14 protein-coding genes are annotated in these 22,722 nt (G+C 70.7%); 4 read left to right on the forward strand and 10 right to left on the reverse strand.

Annotated features, from left to right (window positions below):
* Nucleotides 1-48 precede the first annotated feature (48 nt).
* Nucleotides 49-1,011, forward strand: coding sequence for an NAD-dependent epimerase/dehydratase family protein (locus tag I0D00_RS12835; protein WP_213640110.1), 963 nt, complete (start codon nucleotides 49-51; stop codon nucleotides 1,009-1,011).
* Nucleotides 1,012-1,151: 140 nt separating this feature from the next.
* Nucleotides 1,152-2,123, forward strand: coding sequence for a TAXI family TRAP transporter solute-binding subunit (locus tag I0D00_RS12840; protein ID WP_213640111.1), 972 nt, complete (start codon nucleotides 1,152-1,154; stop codon nucleotides 2,121-2,123).
* Here I0D00_RS12840 and I0D00_RS12845 read toward each other — a convergent pair whose 3' ends face one another.
* A complete protein-coding gene (locus tag I0D00_RS12845; RefSeq protein ID WP_213640112.1) occupies nucleotides 2,124-2,750 on the reverse strand; it encodes a class I SAM-dependent DNA methyltransferase in 627 nt (208 codons plus the stop codon).
* Nucleotides 2,751-2,873: 123 nt separating this feature from the next.
* On the opposite strand from I0D00_RS12845, the gene chrA reads away from it, so the two are divergent.
* The gene (chrA, locus tag I0D00_RS12850) at nucleotides 2,874-4,217 is read left to right on the forward strand and encodes a chromate efflux transporter (RefSeq protein WP_213640113.1); all 1,344 of its coding nucleotides are present in this window, start codon (nucleotides 2,874-2,876) and stop codon (nucleotides 4,215-4,217) included.
* An 83-nt stretch (nucleotides 4,218-4,300) separates the two neighbouring features.
* The gene (locus tag I0D00_RS12855) at nucleotides 4,301-4,654 is read left to right on the forward strand and encodes a RidA family protein (RefSeq protein WP_213640114.1); all 354 of its coding nucleotides are present in this window, start codon (nucleotides 4,301-4,303) and stop codon (nucleotides 4,652-4,654) included.
* A gap of 16 nt (nucleotides 4,655-4,670) precedes the next feature.
* Here the strand turns inward: I0D00_RS12855 and I0D00_RS12860 are convergent, their stop codons facing one another.
* The 9 genes from I0D00_RS12860 to I0D00_RS12900 form a co-directional block, all read right to left on the reverse strand.
* Nucleotides 4,671-6,023, reverse strand: a complete 1,353-nt coding sequence (locus I0D00_RS12860; RefSeq protein WP_213640115.1) for a glutamine synthetase family protein — start codon at nucleotides 6,021-6,023, stop codon at nucleotides 4,671-4,673.
* Nucleotides 6,024-6,047: 24 nt separating this feature from the next.
* Entirely contained in the window at nucleotides 6,048-6,605 is a 558-nt protein-coding gene (locus I0D00_RS12865) for a helix-turn-helix domain-containing protein (protein ID WP_213640116.1), read from the reverse strand.
* Between the two features lie 32 nt (nucleotides 6,606-6,637).
* The gene (locus tag I0D00_RS12870; protein ID WP_213640117.1) at nucleotides 6,638-7,927 is read right to left on the reverse strand and encodes an NAD(P)/FAD-dependent oxidoreductase; all 1,290 of its coding nucleotides are present in this window, start codon (nucleotides 7,925-7,927) and stop codon (nucleotides 6,638-6,640) included.
* 111 nt (nucleotides 7,928-8,038) lie between these two features.
* On the reverse strand, nucleotides 8,039-9,697 hold the full coding sequence (locus I0D00_RS12875; protein ID WP_213640118.1) for a diguanylate cyclase: 1,659 nt from the start codon (nucleotides 9,695-9,697) through the stop codon (nucleotides 8,039-8,041).
* A complete protein-coding gene (locus tag I0D00_RS12880) occupies nucleotides 9,690-10,076 on the reverse strand; it encodes a response regulator (protein ID WP_213640119.1) in 387 nt (128 codons plus the stop codon). The genes I0D00_RS12875 and I0D00_RS12880 overlap by 8 nt, the downstream gene beginning before the upstream one ends.
* The gene (locus I0D00_RS12885; protein ID WP_213640120.1) at nucleotides 10,069-13,215 is read right to left on the reverse strand and encodes a response regulator; all 3,147 of its coding nucleotides are present in this window, start codon (nucleotides 13,213-13,215) and stop codon (nucleotides 10,069-10,071) included. The genes I0D00_RS12880 and I0D00_RS12885 overlap by 8 nt, the downstream gene beginning before the upstream one ends.
* 42 nt (nucleotides 13,216-13,257) lie before the next feature.
* Nucleotides 13,258-15,858 (reverse strand): hybrid sensor histidine kinase/response regulator, encoded by a 2,601-nt coding sequence (locus I0D00_RS12890; RefSeq protein ID WP_213640121.1) that lies wholly within the window; start codon nucleotides 15,856-15,858, stop codon nucleotides 13,258-13,260.
* 89 nt (nucleotides 15,859-15,947) lie between these two features.
* A complete protein-coding gene (locus tag I0D00_RS12895; protein ID WP_213640122.1) occupies nucleotides 15,948-17,900 on the reverse strand; it encodes an ATP-binding protein in 1,953 nt (650 codons plus the stop codon).
* Entirely contained in the window at nucleotides 17,897-22,708 is a 4,812-nt protein-coding gene (locus I0D00_RS12900) for a PAS domain S-box protein (RefSeq protein WP_213640123.1), read from the reverse strand. Before I0D00_RS12900 ends, I0D00_RS12895 begins: the two co-directional genes overlap by 4 nt.
* Nucleotides 22,709-22,722: the final 14 nt, after the last annotated feature.

The raw sequence follows: 22,722 nt of genomic DNA on the forward strand, positions 1-22,722 counted from the left end.
GCAGGGCTCGCGCCCCTGCCGCCGGCGAGCGTCCGGGAGGGGAGTGTCATGCGCGTCTTGATCACCGGTGCCGCCGGCTTTATCGGCCAGCGGGTGCTGGCGGAACTGGCCGTCCAGCACCCCGGATGGACGCTGATCGCCGCCGATATCCGCCCGCTCAGCGTGCAAGGCCTGCCGCTCAACGTGGAGCCGGTGCGCCTGGATATCAGCCGCGCTGCCCAGGTACTGGACTGCGTCCGCGAGTGGCGCCCGCAGGCCATCCTGCACCTGGCGGCGGTGGTCAATCCGCCCGCCAGCCTGAGCGCGGCGCGTCTGCACGCCATCGAGGTGGGCGGCACGCGGGCGGTGCTGGAGGCGGCGCTGGCCGAGGATGTCGAGCAGCTGATCGTCACCAGTTCCGGCGCGGCCTACGGCTACTGCCCGGACAACCCCGAGTGGATCGACGAGGAGCACCCGCTGCGTGCCGACGGGGCGTTCCTCCATGCCCGTCACAAGCGCGAGATCGAGCAGCTGCTGGCCAGCGCCCGCGCCGCTCAGCCGCGCCTCCGGCAGCTGGTGCTGCGGCCCTGCACCATCCTCGGCAAGCGCATCGACAGCCGCCTCGGCGAGCTGTTCGGACGGCGCGCGGTGGTCGGGCTGCGGGGCCACGACAGCCGCTGCGGCTTCGTCTGGGAGCAGGATGTGGTGAACGTCATTCGCCTGGGCCTGGAGCAGGGCCGTGCCGGCATCTTCAACCTGGCCGGCGACGGCGCCCTGACGCTCCGGGAGATCGCCGCCCTGCTGGGCAAACCCTACCGTCCCCTGCCCGCCGCCGTGCTGGGCATGGCGTTGCGCCTGCTCAAGCCCCTCGGCCTGAGCCGCCACGGGGGGGAGCAATTGGACTTCCTGCGCTACCGGCCGGTGCTGGCCAATCGACGGCTGAAGGAAGCCTTCGGCTACAGCCCGCGCTACAGCAGTCGCCAGGCCTTGCTGGCGTTTCTCCAGGCCCGGGGTATTCAGCCCCGGGGCTGAGGCGTGACGGTCCCGGAGACGCTCGGCGGCGCCGAGCCCCTGGCCTATCGTGCAAAGTGGTGGCGAAAGGTTAGTCTGTGCGCATCCGGCGTAGCCCAGACGGGGGAGCGCTCGAACGAAATCTGAGAAGGAGAGTTCCCATGAAAGGCCAATCCCTCGCCTGGGTCCTGTCGGTTGCCCTCGCCGGCGTCGTCCTCGGCGGTACGGCGCGGGCCGAGGAGCGCCGCGTGCTCATCGGCACCGGTGGCGAGACCGGCATCTACTACGTGGTCGGCCAGTCGATCTGCCGTTTCCTCAACCAGGATGCGGGCGAGCAGGGCGTCGGCTGCAAGGCCCCGGCCAGCGGCGGCGGCGTGGCCAACGTCAGGGGCCTGCGCAGCGGCGCATTCGATTTCGGCATCATGCAGGCGGACCATCAGTACAAGGCGCTCAAGGGCCAGGCGCCGTTCGAGGCCGAGGGGCCGATGGCCGACATCCGGGCGCTGTTCTCCCTGCACGACGAGGTGTTCACCCTCCTCGTCCGCCGCGATGCCGGGATCGCCAGCCTCGACGACCTCAGGGGCAAGCGGGTGAACGTCGGCAACCCGGGGTCCGGGCAGCGCAACACCCTGGACGAGCTCATGCGCGTGAAGGGCTGGGACAGGTCGGTGTTCGCCCTGTCCGCCGAGCTCAAGCCGGCCGAGCAGGCCTCGGCCCTCGGCGACAACAACATCGACGCCATGACCTACTTCGTCGGCCACCCCAACGGGGCGATCCAGGAGGCCACGACCATTACCGACGCCGTGCTGGTGCCGGTGAGCGGTGCCGAGGTCGAGCGCCTGCTGGCCGAGCGGCCCTACTACAGCAAGGCCGAGATACCCGGCGGGCTGTACCGCGGCAACGCGGCCGCGGTCCCCTCGATCGGCAGCCGGGCGGTGCTCTCCACCACGGCCAGCACCGATCCCCAGCTGGTCTACCTGCTGGTCAAGGCGGTGTTCGAGAATTTCGAGCGCTTCCAGGGCCAGCACCCCAGCTTCGCCGGCCTCAGGGCCGCGGACATGATCGAGGTCGGCCTCAGCGCCCCGCTGCACGAGGGCGCCCTGCGCTATTACCGGGAGCGCGGCTGGCGCTAGCTAGGGCCGGCGCCAGACGCTGGCCAACCAGGGCTGCTGGGCCCGCGGCAGGCCGGCCGGGCGGTAGTAGTGCTCGAGCTCGTCGAAGCCGGCGGCCGCCAGCAGGGCGCGCCAGTGCTCGAGGTCGTAGTAGGCGCCATAGCGATCGCCGTTGAAGCCCTCCCGATTGTCGCCGCGGGGGTTGGAGCTCAGCAGCACGCCGCCGGGCTTGAGGGTGGCGTGCAGCTGGCGCAGCACCCGCGGCAGCGCCTGGCTGGGGACGTGGAACAGCACGGCGTTGGCGAAGATGCCGTCGAACCGCGCAGCGGGCAGCTCGAGGGCCAGGAAGTCCTGCCGCCAGACCTCGCAGCCGCTCTCCGCCCGGGCCATCTCGACGAAGCGCGGGCAGCCGTCCAGGCCGACGGCGGTGTGGCCGAGGGCCTCGAAGGTGCGCAGGTCGCGGCCCGGCCCACAGCCGAAGTCGAGGATGCGGAAGGGCGCTGCGCCCTGGATATGCCTCAACAGGGCGGCGATATTCTGGCTGACGTCGTGGTCGCGGGTGCCGTCGCGAAAGTCCTCGGCGTGGGCCTGGTAGTGGGCCAGGGTCAGGGCGCTGATCTGCTGCAGTTGCTCGGCATCGTAGGGCATGGGACGGGGTAGCCGGTGGACCAGGGGAAGCCCCTATTTAACCCCATCCCGGGGCCGGTAACACGGCTTCGGGCGGCGCGGGTTATAGTGCGCCGACTCCGCAAACCGACTGGATGCCCGCCCATGGCCGAGCCCACCGAACACGCCCCGCCGCCCTCCGTCAGCCTGCTGCAGGCCCTGGCCTTCTGGCTCAAGCTGGGGCTGATCAGCTTCGGCGGGCCGGCCGGACAGATTTCCATCATGCACCAGGAGTTGGTGGAGAGGCGCCGCTGGATCTCCGAGCGGCGCTTCCTGCATGCGCTGAACTACTGCATGTTGCTGCCGGGGCCGGAGGCCCAGCAGCTGGCCACCTACATCGGCTGGCTGCTGCACCGCACCTGGGGCGGGCTGATCGCCGGGGCGCTGTTCGTGCTGCCCTCGCTGCTGCTGCTGATCGGCCTGTCCTGGGTCTATGTCGCCTTCGGCGATGTCCCGCTGGTGGCCGGGATCTTCTATGGCATCAAGCCGGCGGTCACCGCCATCGTGGTGCAGGCGGCCCTGCGCATCGGCTCGCGGGCGCTGAAGAACAACTGGCTGTGGGCCATCGCCGCGGCGGCCTTCGTCGCCATCTTCGCCCTGAATGTGCCCTTCCCGCTGATCGTCCTCGGCGCCGCGCTGCTCGGCTACCTGGGCGGGCGCCTGCTGCCGGAGGCCTTCAGCGTCGGCGGCGGGCATGGCGCGGCCAAGCAGTTCTACGGGCCGGCGCTGATCGACGACGACACGCCGACCCCGCCGCATGCGCGTTTTCGCGTCTCGCGCCTGGCCCTGATCCTCGCCGCCGGCGCCGGGCTCTGGCTGCTGCCGATGGGGGTGCTGTGCGCCCTGTACGGCTGGGACGGGACCCTGACGCAGATGGCCTGGTTCTTCACCAAGGCGGCGCTGCTGACCTTCGGCGGCGCCTACGCGGTGCTGCCCTATGTCTACCAGGGCGCCATCGGCCACTACGGCTGGCTGAGCCCGGCGCAGATGATCGACGGCCTGGCCCTGGGCGAGAGCACCCCGGGGCCGCTGATCATGGTGGTGGCCTTCGTCGCCTTCGTCGGCGCCTACCTGCAGCCGATGCTGGCCGGCGACTCGCCCTTCGTCAGCGGCGCCGTGGCCGCCTGCCTGGTCACCTGGTTCACCTTCCTGCCGTCGTTCCTGTTCATCCTCGCCGGCGGCCCGCTGGTGGAGTCGACCCATGGCGAGCTGCGCTTCACCGCGCCGCTGACCGGCATCACCGCCGCGGTGGTCGGGGTGATCCTCAACCTGGCGCTGTTCTTCGCCTACCACGTGCTCTGGCCCGAGGGCTTCGCCGGCCGCTTCGACTGGCCCTCGGCGCTGATCGCCCTGGCCGCGACGGTGGCGTTGCTGCGCTACCGCCGCGGGGTGATCCAGGTGCTGTTCGCCTGCGCCCTGGCCGGCCTGCTGCTGCAGGGCTGGGGATGAGCGGGGCCTCGCCCTGGGCGCTGGCGGCCGGGAGGCAAAGCACCTAAGGTGGCGGGCCACCCTGAAATTGCAGAGGAAAGACCATGAGCATCAGCCGATACGAAACCAGTGTGCGCATGAGCCGCGTGGTGGTGCACAACCAGACCGCCTACCTGTGCGGCCAGGTGGCCGAGGACCGCAGCGCCGGCATCCAGGAGCAGACCCGGACCATGCTGGCCAAGGTCGACAGCCTGCTGGCGTCGGTGGGCAGCAACCGCGAGCAGATCCTCTCGGCCACCCTCTACCTCAAGGACATGAGCCTGTTCGCCGAGATGAACAGCGTGTGGGACAGCTGGGTGCCGGCGGGCTTCGCCCCGGCGCGGGCCTGCGTCGAGGCGAAGATGGCCAGCCCGGAGCTGCTGGTGGAGATCTCGGTGATCGCGGCGGTGCCCGCCTGACGCGGCGTACCGCGGGCTAGAGAAACCAGCGGTACTCGCGGGCGCTGACCTCGTGCAGGAAGGCCAGGTGGTCCTGGCGCTTGTTCTCGCAGTAGACCATGACGAACTCGCTGCCCAGGCCCTGGTTGACCACCGGGTGCTCGCGCATGGCGGCCACCGCGGCGAGCATGTCCTGGGGGAAGTCGATGCCGCTGGCGCGGTCCTGATTGAGCGGGGCGATCGGCTCGCGGGCGGCGTCCAGGCCGTGCTCCATGCCGGCCAGGATGGCCGCCAGGACCAGATAGGGGTTGGCGTCGGCGCCGGCCAGGCGGTGTTCGATGCGCAGGTTGCCGCCGTCCGACTCGGGGATGCGGATGCACGCGTCGCGGTCCTCGTAGCCCCAGCTGGCGCGGCTGGCGGCATTGACCATGGCGCCGTAGCGGCGGAAGGCATTGTGGTTGGCGGCGAAGATCGGCATGCAGTGCGGCAGCAGCTCCAGGCAGCCGGCCACGGCGTGGCGCAGCGGGCGTTGCGCGTCGGCGGCCAGCAGGTTGTGGCCGGCCGCATCGTACAGGCTGACGTGCACGTGCATGCCGCTGCCCGGCGCGTCCAGGTAGGGCTTGCTCATGAAGCTGGCGCGGTAGCCGTGCTTGAGCGCCACGCCGCGGCTGCTGCGGCAGAACAGCGCGGCCCAGTCGGCGGCGCGCAGGCCGTCGTCGCAGTGGCCGAAGTTGATCTCGAACTGGCCGGGGCCGAGCTCGGCGGTGATCACGTTGGCGTCCACACCCTGCTCGTTCGCCGCCGCGACCATCTCGTCGAGCACGGCGGAGAAGCGCGACAGGCGCTCGATGTGCATGTTCGGCTGGTCGTCGGCATCGTCGCTCAGCGGGTCGCGGGGGAATTGCGGCAGGCCGTCCTGCAGCTTGCGGTCGAACAGGTAGAACTCCAGCTCGAAGGCCACCACCGGACGGATGCCGCGCGCGGCCAGGCGCGCCAGCACCCGGGCCAGCACCTCGCGCGGCTCGAACTCGATGGGCGCGGCGGTGCCGTCCGAGCTGATCAGCATCTGCCCCAGCGGCTGGCGCTCCCAGCGCACCGGCTTGAGGGTGCCGGGCACCAGGCGGCGCGGCGCATCCGGGTCGCCGTCGGCGAAGCAGTAGTCGCCGATCGGGTACAGGCCGCCCTGGACGCCCAGCAGCACGCAGTTCTGCGGCAGCTTCAGGGGGCTGCCGGCGGCGACCTTCTCGAGCATGTCGATGGGGTAGCGCTTGCCGTAGAAGTGCCCGGGAATGTCCAGGCTGATCAGGTCGACGTAGCGCACCGCGGGGTGCCGGGCGCGAAAGGCGCGCACTTCGCTGAGCAGGTCGGGGAAGCTGGGGGTCGTGGTCATGGCGTGCGGTCCTGCGGGCCTGGGTTAGCGGAACACCCAGAGCACCCGGGTCGGTTGGTCGGTGAGGTTGGCGTAGCGGAACTGGGTGTGCGGCGGCAGCTGGAAACCGTCGTTGGGGCCGAGGGTCACCGGTTCGGCGCTGCCCTCTAGCCAGATGGTCAGCTCGCCCGCGAGGACGAAGCCGCCCTGCTCGTCGCTGTCGTTGAGGTGGCCCTCGCCGCTCGTGGCGCCGGGCTCCAGGTGGCTGTCGAGCATGGAGAAGCCGGACGACATGTTCGGCGAGACCAGCACGTCGGTGATGCCGCCGCCGTAGTACAGGGTGCGGCGCTCGCCGGGGCGGGTCACCCAGGGCAATGCGCGCGGCTTGCTCAGGCTGTAGAAGTAGGTGGTCGGCACGCCGAGGGCTTCGCTGATGGCGGTCAGGTCGGCCACGGTCGGTCGCGACAGGCCGCGCTCGACCTGGGAGAGGAAGCCCACCGAGCGACCGATGCGCTCGGCCAGCTCGCCGAGGGTGAGGTTCTTGTGCTTGCGCAGGTCGCGAATCAGGATCGCCAGACCTTCGATTTCTTCCTGCATGTCCATGCCGCTGTCCTCGATTCAGTGCGTCGGGTGGGTCAGACGAGATCGCGCAGCCGGTACCAGGCCTTGCCGGCGGCCTCCAGCGGCGCCGCCAGCAGCGCGCCGCCGGGGAAGCGCGGGTTGCCGATGGCCTGGTACAGCGCCAGCAGCGCCTCGTCGCCGAGTATGGCGTCGCTCACCGCGCGGGCGCCGGCCAGGGTCGGCAGCACGCCGTGGCCGGAGAAGCCCTGCAGCCAGTAGCGCTGGCCCTGGCGGCCGATGTCCGGGGTGCGCTTCATGCTGCAGTCGATGTGCCCGCCCCAGGCGAACTCCAGGTCGACCCCGCGCAGTTGCGGGAAGGCCCGCTCCAGGTAGGGCCGGGTGGCCGCGGCGACGTCCCTGGGGATGCCGCCCAGGTAGGTGCAGCCGCCGCCGAACAGCAGGCGGTGGTCCGGGGTCAGGCGGAAGTAGTCGGGGACGAACTGGTTGTCGATCACGCAGCTGTTGCGCGGCAGCAGCGAGCGGGCCAGTGCCGGGTCCAGCGGCGCCGTGGCCACCTGGTAGGAACCGACCGGCAGCAGGCGGGCGGCCAGGTCGCGGTCGAGGCGGTCGATATAGGCGTTGCAGGCCAGCACCAGGACGTCGCCGCGCACCTCGCCGCGCTCGGTGCGGGCGACGTAGCCGCCGGCGGTCTCGCGGTAGTCGAGCACCCGGCTCTGCTCGTAGATGCGCCCGCCGGCCCGTTCGATGGCGGCGGCCAGGCCCTGGGCCAGCTTCAGCGGATTGAGGTGGGCCGCCTCGGGGTCGTAGAGCGCGGCCAGGTAGCGCGGGCTGGCGATCCACTCGGCCAGCTCCTCGCGGCCTATCAGGCGCAGTTGGTCGTAGCCGTACTTCTCCCGGGCGTCCTGCTCGGCCTCCTGCAGCTGGCCGACGCGGCGCTGCTGCACCGCGGCCCACAGGCTGCCCTGGCGGTAGTCGACGTCGAAGCCGTGGCGCTGCGGCAGCTCGCGCAACTCGGCGGCGGCCCAGCGCATGCTGTCCCACAGGCGGCGGCTGCGTTCCGGGCCCAGGGCCCGTTCCAGCGGCGGCATGTCGCAGGACCAGCCGAGCAGCGCCTGGCCGCCGTTGCGCCCGGAGGCCGCCCAGGCCACCCGGCTGGCTTCCAGCAGGCACACGCGCTTGCCGGCCAGGGTCAGGCGCAGGGCGCTGTGCAGGCCGCTGAAGCCGGCGCCGACGATCAGCACCTCGCAGTCTTCGCTGCCGCTCAGGGTCGGGCGCAGGGGGAGGGGGCCGGGAAAGGTGCCGGCGTAGTAGCTGGCTACATGCTGGGCAGACTGCTTGAACATGGCGCTCTCATGAAATATTCAAATATTTATTTCATGAAAATATGAGCTAAATAATTCACGCGGTCAAGCCGCCTGTGGCCCGTGCGCGCCGCCAGGTGCGCCATGCCGCCTTCAGCCGGCCTGGCGCACCTGGTTGCGCCCGCCGTTCTTCGCCGCGTACAGCGCGCGGTCGGCGCGCTCCAGCAGCTCGCCGGGACTGCAGTCGATATCGGTACAGGCGATGCCGGCACTGAGGGTGACGGTGAACTCCGCGCCCTCGGCGATGAAGCGCAGCTCGGCGAAGCGCTCGCGGATCTCGTCGAGGATCCGCTGCGCCTGTTCCGGCAGGCAGTCCGGCAGCACGGCGAGGAATTCCTCGCCACCGTAGCGGCCGAGGCTGTCGATCCGCCGCAGGCGCTGGCGCAGCAGGTTGGCCAGGGCGCGGATGACGTTGTCGCCGGCGGTGTGGCCGTAGTTGTCGTTGACCTTCTTGAAGTGGTCGATGTCGAGCATCACCACGCTGGCGCGGTTGCCGCTGCGGCGGGCGCGCTCCAGTTCGATGGCCACCTGCTCCTTGATGTCGGCGTGCTTGAGCAGCCCGGTCAGGCTGTCGCGGGACAGGGCGTTGCTCAGCAGGCGGGCGCGCTGGGCGCGGGCGAACACCGTGGTGATCAGGGCGTTGTCGGACAGCGGCTTGGTGACGAAGTCGTCGCCGGCCATCATCAGCGCGTTCATCTGCCGGGCGATGTCGGTTTCCGCCGACAGGTAGATGATCGGCACCCGCAGCCAGTCGTCGTTGAAGCGGATGATCTGCGCCAGCTCGGGGCCGGTGCAGCCGGGCATATTGACGTCGAGCAGCACCACCTCGGGGTTGAACTCGCGCATGCGCTGGAAGATGTCCGCCGGGTCCTGGGTCGTCTCCACCAGCATGTTGGCGTCGCGCAGCACCAGGCTGTAGCGGCTGGCCAGCTCGCGGTCGTCGTCGATGATCAGCACCCGGTAGGGCTCGCCCTGCTGCTGGGCGAAGCAGCGTTCCAGACGGTTCTCCAGCTGGGGGATGTCCACCGGCTTGGTGAAGAAGCCGGTGGCGCCGATGCGCACCGCCTCCAGGTGGGTGGCGAAGTCGTCCTGGGTGCTGATCACCAGCAGCGGCAGGGGCCTATCGAGTCGTCGCTGCAGGCCGGCGGCGTAGGTCAGCCCGGTCTGCTCAGAATCCTGCAGGTTGACGTCGACGATCAGGGCGTCCGGCAGGCGCCGGCCGATGGCCGCGTCCAGCGCCTCGACGCCGGTGAAGTGCTCGGCGTGGTAACCGAAGTTGCTCAGGGTCAGGCGCATGTTCTCGCCGACGCTGGCCTCGTCCTCGAGGATGTAGATGCACTGCTCGTCGCGGTCACCGCGGCCGCTGCGCGGCAGCACCGGCGGATCGTCGCTCGCCGGCTCGACCCGGTACTGCTGGCCGGCCAGCTGCTGCAGGTTGTCGATGAAGCTCTGCAGGCCCTGCTGTTTCAGCTGCAGGCTGGCCAGGCACTGCTCGGCCTGCAGCTCCAGCTCGCGGGCACGCTCGCCCAGGCTGATGAAGCCGAAGGTGCCGGCGGTGCCGGCCAGTCTGTGCAGCTGGTCGCGCAGGCCGTTCAGGTGCTGCTGTTGCTCGTCCGGGGTGCAGGCGCGCAGCAGCAGCTGGGCCTTGTCGGCCAGCTGCGGCAGCTCCTGGTTCAGGCGGGCGGCGAACTGCTCGCCGAGCTGTTGCAGGTGGCGCTGCAGTTCGCCGCTCGCTTCGCCGCGCTCAGCCATGGACCTGGCTCCAGATCTGCCGCACCTGGGCCGCCAGCTGCATGGGGTCGAAGGGCTTGATGATCACGTCGCGGGCGCCCAGGCTGCGGTAGTGCTGGATCTCCGCCGGTTGCACCTTGGCGGTCATGAAGGCCACCGGGATCAGGTCGATGTCCACCAGGGTGCGCAGCTTCTCCAGCGTCTGCGGGCCGTCCATGCCGGGCATCATCACGTCCAGCAGGATGAAGTCGGGGGCGAAGCCCTGGATCTGGTCCAGGGCCTCCTGGCCGGACGAGCAGCTGAGCACCTTGAAGCCGCCGACGGCCTCCAGGGCGACCCTGGCTACGGCTTGGATCGAGGCGTCGTCTTCAACGTGCAGGATACGGGTCAGTTCAGGCATGCCGATTCTCCTTGGCGGGCAGCAGGCGGCCGAGCAGTTGCAGGAAGTGTTGCGCATTGCCGCGCGACTTGGCTAGGGCGGCGTGCACCTGGCCGAACTGCTCGGCCGGCAGTTCCTGGGCCGAGAGTACCACCACCGGCAGCTCGGGGTGGTCTCGGTGCAGCGCCTCGAGCAGGGTCAGGCCGCTGCCGTCGGGCAGACCGAGGTCCAGCAGGACTAGGTCGAAGTGCTCCTGCAGCAGGCGCTGGCGCGCCTCCCTGAGGCTGCCGGCGGGGACGAAGTCCGCCAGCGCGCGGCCCTGTTCGGCGATCACCAGGCGCAGGTCGGCATCGTCCTCGACGTGCAGCACCCGGGGCTTCTCCGGCAGGCCGCGCAGAGCCTGGCGCACGCGCTCGAGCAGGCGCTGCGGATCGAACGGCTTGCCCAGCCAGTCGATGGCCTGGACGCCGCCCTTGAGCTGCAGGCGGCCCTCCTCGCTGGCCGCGGAGATCACCAGCACTGGCAGGTCCTCGGTGGCCGGCGCGTCGCGCAGTTCGCGGATCAGTTGCAGGCCGCTGCCGTCCGGCAGGCCCAGGTCCAGGGTCAAGGCGGCGAAGGTCTGTTCGGCCAGCCGGGCCCTGGCCTGCTCCAGGCTGGCGGCCAGCACCACCCGGTAGCCGGCCTGGCTCAGCAACTGGCGCAGCAGCTGGGCGATATCCGCTTCGTCCTCGACCACCAGCAGGCAGGGTCGCGGGTCGTTCTCGGCCGCGGCGGCGCGCGGCTGCCCCTCCAGCGCCGGCAGTTCGAACCAGAAGGTCGCGCCCTGGCCCTCTATCGAGTCGAAGCCGATGCGCCCGCTCATGCGTTCGATCAGCTCCTTGCTGATGGCCAGGCCCAGGCCGGTGCCACCCTTCTGCCGGCTGTCGGTGGCGTCGGCCTGGGAGAACTTCTGGAAGATCCGCGCGCGGAACTGCTCGGCGATGCCCGGCCCCTGGTCGCGGACGCTGACCCGCACCCGGTGGCCTATGGTCGTGGCATCGAGTTGCACCTGGCTGCCGCGGGGGGAGAACTTGATGGCGTTGGAGAGGAAATTGGCCAGCACCTGCTGCACGCGCATGGCGTCGGCGCGAACCCGCACGGGGGCTACCGCGCCCTGCACCAGCTGCACGCCATGCTGGTCGGCGTAGGCCTGGTTGCTGGCCCGGCTGTCGTCGAGCAGGGCGCTCAGCTCCAGGTCGCTGACATCGAAGGTCATCTTGCCGGCGACCAGCTTGTCCATGTCCAGCAGGTCGTTGATCAGGTGGCTCAGGCGCAGGCTGTTGTGATGGGCGATCTCCAGCATCTGCTGCATCTCCGCCGGCAGCTGGCCGAGGGCCCCGCCCTGGATCAGGCCGAGGGAGCCGGCGATCGAGGTCAGCGGGGTGCGCAGCTCGTGGCTGACGGTGGAGACGAACTCGCGCTGCAGGCGCTCGATGCGCCGATGTTCGGTGATGTCGTGCATCACCGCCACGGCCCCCAGCTGGCGGCCGTCCGGGGCGTACAGGGGGTCGGCGTTGGTGCTGACCAGGCGCGGGGCCTGGCCCTTGGCGAGGATGCTGATCTCGCTCTGGCGCACCCGCTCGCCGCGCAAGGCGCGCAGCAGGGGAATCTGCGCCTCGGCCAGCGGGGTCAGGCCGTCGGCCTCGAACAGGTCGTAGTATTCACCCCACTGTTCGGGCGGCAGCTGGCCGACATCGGTGCCGTGCCAGCGCCGCGCGGTTTCGTTGAACAGGGTCAGGTTGCCCTGGGCGTCGCAGGCCACCACGCCCTCGGCGAGGGCCTCGAGCAGGCGCTGGTTCATTTCTTCCTGCTGCTCGAGCAGCGCCTGCTGGCGCTTGCGGGCGCTGATGTCGGTGAGCACGCCATGCCAGATCACCGAGCCATCGGGTTGGCGCCGAGGGGTGGCCTGACCCTCGACCCAGATCAGCCCCTTGCGCGGGTGCTGCACGCGGTATTCCTGCCGCCAGGGGCCGAGTTCGCGGGCCGAGCGCAGGATGGAGGCGACGGCCGTCGCGCGGTCGTCCGGGTGGATGGCGGCGAAGATCGCCGTGCTGCGCTCGTGCACGTCCTCGGGGGCCAGGCCGTAGATGTCTTCGATGCCTTCGCTGGCATAGGGGAAGCGTACCGTGCCCTGCTCGCGCAACTGCGCCTGGAACACCATGCCGGGAATCTGCGCGGCGATATGGCGCAGGCGCTGCTGGGCCGCCTCGAGCGGGCCGAGGTCCTGGGCGATGATGACGAAGCCGAGCGGTTGACCGCCCTCGCCCTGGATCGTCGAGAGGGTCAGCAGCAACGGCAGCCGGCTGCCGTCCTGGCGGATATAGGTCCATTCGAACGGCTCGACCCGAGCCTTCGCCGCGCGCCCCAGGAGGGCGGCGAGGTCGCAGTCGGGGCTCGTCTGCCGGCTTTCCTCCTCGTTCGCGGCGTCCCGCCGCCGGGCGCCGAGCAGGCTGGTTGCCAGGGGTTGGCCGAGCAGCTGCTGGCGGCTGAAGCCGAGCAGCTGCTCGGCGGCCGGGTTGATGCCACTGATGTGGCCGGCCGCATCGGTGGTGACGATGGCGCTGCCGGCACTGTCGAGGATGGCGCGCTGCAGGGCCGCCTGTTCGGCCTGGCGCCGCTGGCTCAGGCGCAACTCGCACAGCTGCACCACCTGCCGGGCCAGGCGCTGAAGGCCGTCGCGCTGCTGCGCGCTCAACTGGCGCGGGCGGCTGTCGATCACGCACAGGGTGCCGAGCGGGTGGCCGCCGCTGCCGGTCAGCGGCATGCCGGCGTAGAAGCGGATGTGCGGCGCCCCGGTCACCAGCGGATTGTCGTGAAAGCGTGGGTCCTCCAGGGCGTTGCCGACCTCGAAAAGTTGGTCGGCGAGGATGGCATGGGCGCAGAAGGCGAACTCGCGGGGCGTTTCGCAGGCGTCCAGGCCGACCCGGCTCTTGAACCACTGGCGTCGCTCGTCGACCAGGGAGATCAGGGCGATGGGGGTGTCGCACAGCTGGGCGGCGAGCTGGGTGAGGTCGTCGTAGGCCTGCTCGGCGGGGCTGTCGAGCAGGGCATAGCGGCGCAGCTCGGCGAGGCGCGCGGCCTCGTCCGGGGGCAGGGGGGCACCGCTGGGGACTCTGTTCATTGCCGGCTCCTGTGCTGGCCAACCGGAGGTGCCGGCCGGTATCTAGCGTGCTGTGTCATGGTCGTCGGGCGCCCTTCGGCGATCGTGGGGGAAACCGCTCAGGCATCGGTCTAGGGTGTCCAGCAACTGCTCGGTGTCGAACGGCTTCTCCAGCCAGGTGACGGTACCGTCGTCGTCCAGCAGCTTGCGGCCCTCGTCGCAGTAGGCCGAGATCACCAGGATCGGCATCGCGCGGGTCTCCGGGTTGGCGCGTATCTCGCGGATCAGCGCCAGGCCATGGCCGTCGCTGAGGCGCAGGTCGAGGGTCATGGCGGCGTAGCGCTGCTGGCCCAGGCGCAACTGGGCCTGGGCCTCGCTGAACACGCAGTCGACCCGGTAGCCGGCATGGCCGAGCATGGTCTGCAGCAGGTGCACGATGCTCGGTTCGTCCTCCACGACCAGCAGCCGCGGGCCGCTCGAATGCGCCTCGTGCGGCGGCAGCGCCGCCTGCATCTCGATCAGCGGCAGCTCGAACCAGAAGGTCGCGCCCTCGCCGGGAACCGAATGGAAACCGACGCTGCCGTCCATGCGCTCGATCAGCTCCTTGCTGATCGCCAGGCCCAGGCCGGTGCCGGCCTGCTCGCGACGGTCCGAGCCGTCGGCCTGGGCGAACTTCTGGAAGATGCGCGCACGGAACGCCTCGGGAATGCCGGGCCCGCGGTCGCTGACGCTGACCCGCACCCGACTGCCGCGCAGCTCGCTGTGCAGCTGCACCCGTGCGCCGCGGGGGGAGAACTTGACGGCGTTGGAGAGGTAGTTGGCGAGCACCTGCTGCAGGCGCGCGGCATCGACCCGCACCCACATGTCGCCCGGCTGGTCGAGGCTGAAGGACACGCCGTGCTGCTGGGCATAGGCCTGGTTGGCGGCCAGGGCTTCCTCGATCAGCGGCTTGAGCGGCTGGGTCAGCAGGTCGAAGGTCATCTTGCCGGCGGCCAGCTTCTCCATGTCCAGCAGGTCGTTGATCAGGTGGCTGAGGCGCTGGCAGTTCTGCTGGGCGATCTGCAGCATCTGCGCCATCAGCGGCGGCACCTTGCCGATGGCGCCGCCATTGACCAGGCCCAGGGAGCCGGCGATGGAGGTCAGCGGGGTGCGCAGCTCGTGGCTGACGGTGGAGACGAATTCGCTCTTCAGGCGCTCGATGCGCTTGCGCTCGCTGAGGTCGAGCATGGTGCCGCTCAGGCGCTGCAGGCGGCCCTGGGCATCGCTCTGGATATAGCCGCGCAGCAGTACCGGCACCTCTTGTCCGTCGCGGTGCTGCATGCTGGTTTCACGGCTGAACGACTCGTCACCGGCCTCCACCGCCTGGCTCAGGCTGTCCTGCAGGGCGTTGAGGTCGGCGGGCAGCACCAGCTTGAGCCAGCGCATGATCGGCTGCGGGCGTTCGTCGGGGGGATAGCCGAGCATCTCCCAGGCGCGCGGCGAGGCGAACAGGCTGCCGGCCTGCAGGTCGATGTCCCACCAGCCGTCGTTGCTGCCCTTGAGCACCAGGCGCTGGCGCTCCTCGCTCTGGCGCAGGGCCTCGCTGTTCCGCCGGATCTGCTCGGTCATCTTGCGCGCCAGGGCCTCGGCCTGCTCCCGGCGCAGGGTCAGCAGCGAGGCGAGCACGAACAGCAGCAGGCTGACGCCGAGGCCCAGCAGCACCAGCGGCCCGGCGTTCTGATAGCTGGCCTCGAAGGCCGGCAGGCTGGCGAAGGTCAGGGTCCAGCGCTGGCCGTAGAGCGCCAGCTGCAGCTGTTTGGTGAACTCCGGGGCGCGTCGAGCCTCGCCCTCCCGGGTGCTGAACAGCAGGGCCTCGGCCTGGGGCCGGGCGCCGTCGTAGATGGCGAAGTCCAGCTGCGGGGCCTGCTCGCCGAGGATGCCGGCCATCAGGTCGTCCATCCGGTAGGGGCTGTAGACGATGCCGCGCAGCGCCGCCAGGCGCTGTTCGGGGCTGTCCAGGGGACGATCCGGGTGATACACCGGGACGTACATCAGCAGCCCGGCCTGGACCTTGCCGTGGGTCTCCTGCAGCAGGGTGACCCGGGCGGTGACACGCGTCTCGCCGCTGCCCGCGGCGAGCAGCATGGCGGCGCGCCGGGTCGGTTCGGACAGCATGTCGTAGCCGAAGGCGGCCAGGTTGCGGCCCGTCAGCGGCTCGAGAAAGTGTATCGAGCTGTACTGCGGGCGCGGTCCCGGCGGGTGCAGGCGGAAATTGGGGAAGCCCTCGGCGCGCACGCCGGCCTCGTAGGCCGCCACCTCTTCGGGCTGCAGCAGCTGGGCGTAGCCGACGCCCTGGATGCCGGGGTAGTGGGCGGCCAGGTCGAGGCGCCGGTAATAGGTGCGCCACTCGCGGCGCTCGACCTGCTGGCTGGCGTCGAACAGGCCGGCGGCGCCCAGGAGGATCTGCTCGTGATCGTTCATGCGCTTGTCGATCGCCTGGCTGACCTCGTTCGCCAGCAGGTCGAACTGGCGCTGGGCGGCGAGATGCTCGCGCTGCTGCAGGTACAGCCAGCTCGTCAGGTTGGCCAGCAGGGCGATGGCCAGGACCGCCCAGGCCAGGCCGTTGCGGCGGCTGAAGAGGGTCTGCCGGTTGGCGCCGCCGTGCTGGCGGGGAGTCGCACTCATGCCTGATCCTTCATCGGGGGTGGCGCCTGGCGAGGCCAGGACGGCCGCGCGACCTTGCGGCGGCGTTGAAGTCTGTCGCCGGGGCGGGCTCATGCTGACTGTTCCCCGCTGGCGTCGACGCGTGGCAGCTCGATCCAGAAGATAGCACCCTGGCCCTCCACGGAGTCGAAGCCGATGCGCCCGGCCATGTGTTCCACCAGCTCCTTGCTGATCGCCAGGCCCAGGCCGGTGCCGTTCTGCCGGCGGCTGTCGGAGGCGTCGGCCTGGGCGAACTTCTGGAAGATGCGCGGGTGGAAGGCCGCCGGGATGCCGGGGCCGTGGTCGCGTACGTGCAGGCGCAGGCATTGCCCGCGGCGCTCGGTGAAGAGCTCCACGTCCCCGCGGGGCGGGGAGAACCTGGCGGCGTTGGCCAACAGGTTGCTCAGCACCTGCTGCAGGCGGTGCGCGTCGATGTGCACCCAGTCCGCGCAGTGGCCGAGCTGGCGCAGGCGCACCCCGTAGTCGGCGGCGTAGGCCTGGTTGGCCTGCAGCGCCTGGTCGATCAGCGGCTGCAGGGGGCGTGGCTGGCAATCGAAGAGCATGCGCCCGGCCTCCAGCTTGCCGATGTCCAGCAGGTCGTTGATCAACAGGGCGAGGCGCCGGCTGTTGTCGCCGGCGATCTGCAGCATCTGCCGCAGGTGCCCGGGGACCTCGCCGAGGGCGCCGCCGTTGAGCAGCTCCAGCGGGCCGCTGATGGCGGTGAGCGGGGTGCGCAGTTCGTGGCTGACGGTGGACACGAACTCGTTCTGCAGGCGTTGCAGGCGCTTGCTTTCGCGGATGTCCTGCAGGTGGAGGATCCACCTGGCGTGCTCGGGCGTGTCGCCCTCGAGGGCGGCGGCGCTCAGCTCGACATCGATGGCTTCGCCCTGGGCGTCGAGCAGGCAGGCCTGAAGGCCGCGTACCGGGCCGGGGGCGGGGGCGGCGAGCAACTGCTCCTGCAGGCTATGCAGGCGGTTGTCGCCGAACTGGGCGAGGCGGTGGCCGAGCAGGCTCCGTGGCTCGCGCTGCAGCAAGCGGCACAGGGAGCGGTTGACGGACAGCAGGCGCGCCTCGGCGTCGAGCAGCGCCAGGCCCTGGGGGGCCTGGTCGAAGGCCTGGCGAAACTGCCGCTGACTCTGGTTGAGGGCCAGCAGCAGGCTGGCCTGGCGGTGCTGGCCGTGCAGGCTCAGGCCGATCAGTGCACTCACCGCCAGGGCCAGGCCCCAGCCGGCCAGTCGCAACCAGAGCAGGGGGGCCGGCCGGGCCTGGGCGGCGCGGGCCTCGAGCTGCCACTGGGCGCCGGCCAGCTGCACCTGCAGCGCCACCGTCGGCGTGCCGTCCGCGGCGCGGCCCTTGACCAGGCTGGCCGCGGTGCCCTCGAGGCGTTCGAGGTGGATGGCCAGGTCGAGTTCGCCGGCCACCCGCTCGACCTGGGCATACAGCCGGTCGTAGTCGATCACCGTGCTGATCAGCCCCCAGTAGCTGTCGTCGCCGAGAAACACCGGCACCCGGTAGATCAGCCCCCTGCCGCCCTGCACCAGTTGCAGCGGGCCGTCCAGCCCCGGCGCGCGGCTGGCGATGAGGCGCTGCACCGCCGGCCACTGCTGGGGCTGGTCGGGGTAGTAGAGGCCCAGCGCGCGCTCGTTGCCGGCCAGCGGGTAGACGAAGGCGATGCGGTTGCCCGGCGCCAGGCCGATGTTGCGGATATGCCGGCCCTGGCGCAGCAGGCCATCCAGCCAGGGCTGCAGCTCGGGGGAATGCACCTGGCCCTGGCGCGCGCCGATATAGGAGGCCAGGCCGGTGGCCAGGTGCAGGGTGGCGTTGAGTTCGCTGAGCAGCACCGCGCGCACCTCGCCGGCGCGGGCGGTGAGGCGCTGCTGGGCGGACTCGAACTGGCGCAGGGCATACTGCTGCAGCAGCAGTTCCACGCCCAGGCCGAGCAGCAGCAGCAGGCCGAGGCTGATCGTCCAGTTCAGCGTGCGCCGCCGGCGCGACCTGGTGCCCAGGCGGCTCGGGCGACTCATGCCGGGGCCTGCTCGGGCAGCTCGAACCAGAAGGTGGCGCCCTGGCCTTCCACCGAATCGACGCCGATGCGTCCGCCCATGCGCTCGATGATCGCCTTGCTGATGGCCAGGCCGAGGCCGGTGCCGCCCTTGCTGCGGGTGTCGGTGGAGTCGACCTGGGAGAACTTGCCGAACAGGCGGTGCTTGAAGCGCTCCGGCACGCCGGGGCCCCGGTCGTGCACGCTGACCCGCAGCCAGCCGGCGTGGGACTGCGCCCGCAGCTCGATGGCCTGGCCGGGGGGGGAGAACTTCGCCGCATTGGACAGCAGGTTGGCCAGCACCTGCAGCAGGCGCTGAGCGTCGGCCCGGACCCGGGCGGCTGCGGTGTTGTCGTACAGTTCGAGGCCGACCTCGAACTGCCGGGCATAGGGCAGGTTCTGCTCCAGGGCCTGCTCGAGCAGCGGCCGCAGTGGTTGCTCGAGCAGCTCGAAGGGCATCTGCCCGGCGGCCAGCTTGTCCATGTCCAGCAGGTCGTTGATCAGGGCGCCGAGGCGCTGGCAGTTGCCCTGGGCGATCTTCAGCATCTGCTGCATGGTGGCGGGCACCTCGCCGAGCACGCCACCGTTGATCAGGCCGAGGGAGCCGGCGATGGCGGTCAGCGGGGTACGCAGCTCGTGGCTGACGGTGGAGACGAAGTCGTCCTTCATCCGTTCGATGCGCTTGCGTTCGCTGATATCGCGGATCACCGCGATGAAGCGCGGTTCGTCCTGGTGGCTGATCTGCGAGACGGCCAGCTCCAGGGCGAAGACTTCGCCGCTGCTGCGCTGCCCGCTCAGCTCCCGCACGCTGCCGATCAGGCGCGCCTCGCCGCTGTCGCGGTAGCGCGCCAGGTAGTCGTCGTGGGCCGAGCGCTCGGGCTCCGGCATCAGCAGCTTGACGTTCTGCCCCAGCACCTGTTCCAGGCGGTAGCCGAACAGCTGCTCGGCGGCGCGGTTGAAGGTCTCGATGCGGCCGTACTGGTCGATGGTGACGATGGCGTCGAGGACGTTCTCCAGCAGGGTGCGCAGGTAGTCCTCGCGCTCGCGCAGCGCCCGCTCGGCGGCGATGCGCTCGGTGAAATCCTGCACCTGGGAGACGAAATGCACCGGCTGGCCCTGGCCGTCGCGCACCAGGGAGACGCTGAGCAGCACCCAGACGGTTTCGCCGCGCTTGTTCAGGTAGCGCTTCTCCATCTGGTAGGCGTTGATCCGCCCCTGCAGCAGGGCCTCGAGCTGCTCCAGGTCGGCCTGCAGGTCGTCCGGGTGGGTGATGTGCTGGAAGTCGCTGCACAGCAGCTCCTCGCGGCTGTAGCCGAGCATCCGGCAGAGCTCGTCGTTGACCTCCAGCCACTGGCCCTGCGGGGAGACCAGGGCCATGCCCTGGGGGGCGGTGCTGAAGGCCGTGCTGAAGCGCTGCTGGCTGAGCTTGAGCTGGTCCTCGACCGCCTTGCGCGCGCTGATGTCCCAGATGAAGCCGGAGATCCACAGCAGCTGGCCTTGGCTGTCGTATTCGCCGCGGCCTTTGCCGCGCACCCAGACGTCGTGGCCCTCGGCATGCCGCAGGCGGTAGGTCAGCTCGAAGGCTTCCTGGCGGGCGAGCGCCTCGATGATGCGGTAGGTGTCCGGCAGGTCGTCGGGGTGGATCAGGCTGGCGTAGCTGCGCCGACGGTTGTCGATGAGGTCGTTGGCCGGGTAGCCGCACAGGTTGGCGATTTCCTCGCTGATATAGCGCATGGTCCACGCGGCGTCGTTGTCGCAGCGGTAGACCACGCCGGGCAGGTTGCTGACCATGCCGCGGAAGCGGCTCTCGCTCTTCTGCAGGGCGCGGGTGGCCTGCTGCAGCTCGCTGATGTCGCTGGCGATGCCGAGGAAGCCGGTGATGCCGCCGGAACCGTCGCGGATGGCGCTGACGGTCAGGTTGACCGTGCGTCGTTGACCGTCCTTGCGCACATAGGTCCACTGCCGGGTCTCGGGCTCGCCCCGGCGCGGGTTGTGCACGAACACCTCGAAGCCCTCCACCGGCCGCCCCGCGGCCTGGCCGAGGGCGCGGCCGCGCTGGCGCACCTCTTCGGTCAGGTGGAACACCGCCGGGCTGCAGCGGCCGACCGTTTCCGCGGCCCGGTAGCCGAGCAGGCGCTCGGCGCCGGAGTTGAACAGGGTGATCAGGCCGGCGGGGTCGGTGGCGATGACCGACACCCCGGTGGCGGAATCGAGCACCGCCTGGAGGAAACCGCGCGCCTGGTGGATTTCCAGGTCGCGCTGTTTGCTGTCGCTGATGTCCTGCACGGTGCCGACCAGGCGCTGCGGCCGGCCCTGTGCGTCGCGCTGCAGGCGGCCCAGCTCATGGATCCAGCGGGTGGTGCCATCGGGGCGGACGATGCGGTAGATCACCTCGTGCCCGCCGCCGGCCTCGGCCTGGCGCTGGCTGGCTGCGATCAGGTGGCGGTCCTCGGGGTGCACGCACTGGCTGAAGGCCGCCATGCTGGGGCGGAACTGCTGCGGGTCCTGGCCGAAGATGGCGAAGATGACCTCCGACCAGTGCGCCTCGCCGCTGCCCAGGTCGACCTCCCAGTGGCCCAGGCGGGCGATCTGCTGGGATTCGTTCAGGCGCTCCAGCAGGGCCTGGCGGGCTTGGGCCTGGCGCTGGCGTTCGAGGGTGGCGCCGACCCAGCGGGCGAACAGGCGGAGGAACTCGCGGTCGGCCTCGTCGAAGGGGTGCTCGCGCACGTGCGCGGCGGAGAAGTTGAGGGTGCCGAAGCGCCGGCCGCCGACCCAGATGGCGATGCCGATATAGGTCTCCAGGGCGAACTGCTGGTAGCAGGGGTGGCCGGCGTGGGGCGACTGGGCCATGTGTTCGATGGCCAGTACCTCGTCGCTCTGCAGGGTGAGGCTGCAGTAGGTGTCGCCGAGGACGAAGCTCTGGCCGTCCTGCAGGCTGCCGTGCGGCGACACCTGGACCTGTACCCGGTACTCCTCGCCGTCGATCTGGCTGATGATCGCCAGCGGCAGCTGGTAGAAGCGCGCGCCCAGCTGCAGGGCCTGGCGCAGCTGCTCCTGGCTCTTGTGCTGGGGCAGTGCGGCGATCTCGTTGAGCGCACGCAGCGCGTCCTGCTGGCGCTGCAGGCGCCACTGCTGGTGCTCGCGCTGGCGGTCGCGGCGCAACGCCTCGATCAGCTGCCCTAGGGTGGCCAGCAGCGGATGCAGCTGCTCGAGCAGCTCGTGGGGGTAGCCCTCGGCCCGGTTGGCCAGGCCGAGCAGGCCGATCAGTTGCCCGCGGCTGAAGATCGGCAGGCCGGCGGCGGCCTGCAGCGGCTGGTGCGGCGTGGACAGGCCGCTGGACAGCCCGGGCGGCACGGGGTCGAGCAGCAGTGGCTGGCCGCTGAGCAGCACCCGTCCGAACAGGCTGTCGGGGTCGCGCAGCGTCGTGTCGGGCGGGGCGTCCTGTGCGTCTGCCGTGGGACGGGCCAGGTCGCATACCGCGTAGGTGCACAGGTAGGGCGCGTCGTCGGCGTCGCTCAGCACCTCGCCGATGAAGCCGAAGGGGCTGGCGCTGAGCTCGAGGATGCGGCGCAGCAGGCCGTCGAACACCTGGTACTGGTTCTGCGCGTCGATATAGGCGGCCTGGGCCTGGGTGATGACGGTCAGCAGCTGGCGCGCCTGCTCGCTCTGCTGGTGCTTGCCCAGCAGCGCCTGCTGGTGGCGCTGCATCAGCGCCCGGGTGCCGTTGCGGGTGGCGAACAGCAGCAGCAGGAGCAGGGCCTCGGCGCCCAGCCAGGCCAGCAGCCACTTGCCGACCAGCCACTGCTTCTCCTCCTGGTGGCGGACGTACAGCTCGCTGACATCGCGCCAGACCAGGGCCAGGGCCTCGGCCCGGCCCGGCCCGGCATCCTGCAGCTGCGGATAAGCGGGCAGGACGATCTGGTTGAGCAGATAGGTCTGGCCGCGGTCGGCGATCAGTTTGAGCGTGGTGCCGCTGTCCGGGTCCGGCAGCAGCTGCTGCTCCTGCCAGCGGCGCACCTCCGGGCGCGAGGCGTCCATCAGGTGCCAGCGCCTGGCGCGCGTCGGCAGGCCGCGCAGGCTCTCACCGCCGTCCGGCGAGGCGAGCAGGTTGTGGCGCACCAGCAAGGCGACGCCGGCCCCCAGCTCCTGATCGAGCCGACGCAGGTCGTCGAGCACGCCGAGGCCCACCTCGATCGCCCCGACCGTGGCCATGCCGTCGCCGCGTTCCACCTGCAGCGGTGCGACCGCGCGCATGCCCAGGTGGTCGGGCTGCAGGCTCAGGCCGGAGCGGCTGCGGCCGTCGTCCAGGGCGTCGCGCAGCATCGGCCGGCCGGCGCCCTGGCGATCGCCGAAGACCTTGGGCTCGTGCACCCGCAGCAGCACCTCGGCGCCGGGTGCCAGGTGGACATAGAGGAGAAAGGGGTGGCCGCTCTGCAGGCGGCGCCAGCGCGGCACCAGGCGGGTGTACAGCTGGCTGCGGATATAGCCGCGGCTGGCGTCGTCGGCGTCCTTGCCCTCGGCGGCCAGCACCTGGGCCTGGCGCACCAGCTCCACCACCCAGGCGTCGGCGGCCATGGCATCGGCGAGCGTCTGCGCCTGCTCCTGCAGGCTGTCCTGGCTGCCCTGCTGGGCCAGGCGCTGCAGCTCGCCCTGGCGGGTCATCTGCAGTTGCCACAGGGTGTCCCGCTCGTGCAGCGCCTGCCCGCCGAGCACGCTGAAGAGCAGCGCCAGGAGCAGGCTGCCGCCGACCACGATCCAGCGGACGCTGTCGCGCTTGGCGGCCGGGCTCATCGACGACGTTCCGG

Source organism: Pseudomonas lalucatii (assembly GCF_018398425.1).
GTDB classification, from domain to species: Bacteria; Pseudomonadota; Gammaproteobacteria; order Pseudomonadales; family Pseudomonadaceae; genus Aquipseudomonas; species Aquipseudomonas lalucatii.

Bases quoted from the DNA above. Each gene is read 5' to 3' on its own strand.
- I0D00_RS12885 (WP_213640120.1), bottom strand. From the start codon at position 13,215: ATGAACAGAGTCCCCAGCGGTGCCCCCCTGCCCCCGGACGAGGCCGCG.
- I0D00_RS12860 (WP_213640115.1), bottom strand. From the start codon at position 6,023: ATGACCACGACCCCCAGCTTCCCCGACCTGCTCAGCGAAGTGCGCGCC.
- I0D00_RS12840 (WP_213640111.1), top strand. From the start codon at position 1,152: ATGAAAGGCCAATCCCTCGCCTGGGTCCTGTCGGTTGCCCTCGCCGGC.
- I0D00_RS12890 (WP_213640121.1), bottom strand. From the start codon at position 15,858: ATGAGTGCGACTCCCCGCCAGCACGGCGGCGCCAACCGGCAGACCCTC.
- I0D00_RS12895 (WP_213640122.1), bottom strand. From the start codon at position 17,900: ATGAGTCGCCCGAGCCGCCTGGGCACCAGGTCGCGCCGGCGGCGCACG.
- I0D00_RS12865 (WP_213640116.1), bottom strand. From the start codon at position 6,605: ATGGACATGCAGGAAGAAATCGAAGGTCTGGCGATCCTGATTCGCGAC.
- I0D00_RS12855 (WP_213640114.1), top strand. From the start codon at position 4,301: ATGAGCATCAGCCGATACGAAACCAGTGTGCGCATGAGCCGCGTGGTG.
- I0D00_RS12845 (WP_213640112.1), bottom strand. From the start codon at position 2,750: ATGCCCTACGATGCCGAGCAACTGCAGCAGATCAGCGCCCTGACCCTG.
- I0D00_RS12870 (WP_213640117.1), bottom strand. From the start codon at position 7,927: ATGTTCAAGCAGTCTGCCCAGCATGTAGCCAGCTACTACGCCGGCACC.
- I0D00_RS12900 (WP_213640123.1), bottom strand. From the start codon at position 22,708: ATGAGCCCGGCCGCCAAGCGCGACAGCGTCCGCTGGATCGTGGTCGGC.
- I0D00_RS12880 (WP_213640119.1), bottom strand. From the start codon at position 10,076: ATGCCTGAACTGACCCGTATCCTGCACGTTGAAGACGACGCCTCGATC.
- chrA (WP_213640113.1), top strand. From the start codon at position 2,874: ATGGCCGAGCCCACCGAACACGCCCCGCCGCCCTCCGTCAGCCTGCTG.
- I0D00_RS12835 (WP_213640110.1), top strand. From the start codon at position 49: ATGCGCGTCTTGATCACCGGTGCCGCCGGCTTTATCGGCCAGCGGGTG.
- I0D00_RS12875 (WP_213640118.1), bottom strand. From the start codon at position 9,697: ATGGCTGAGCGCGGCGAAGCGAGCGGCGAACTGCAGCGCCACCTGCAA.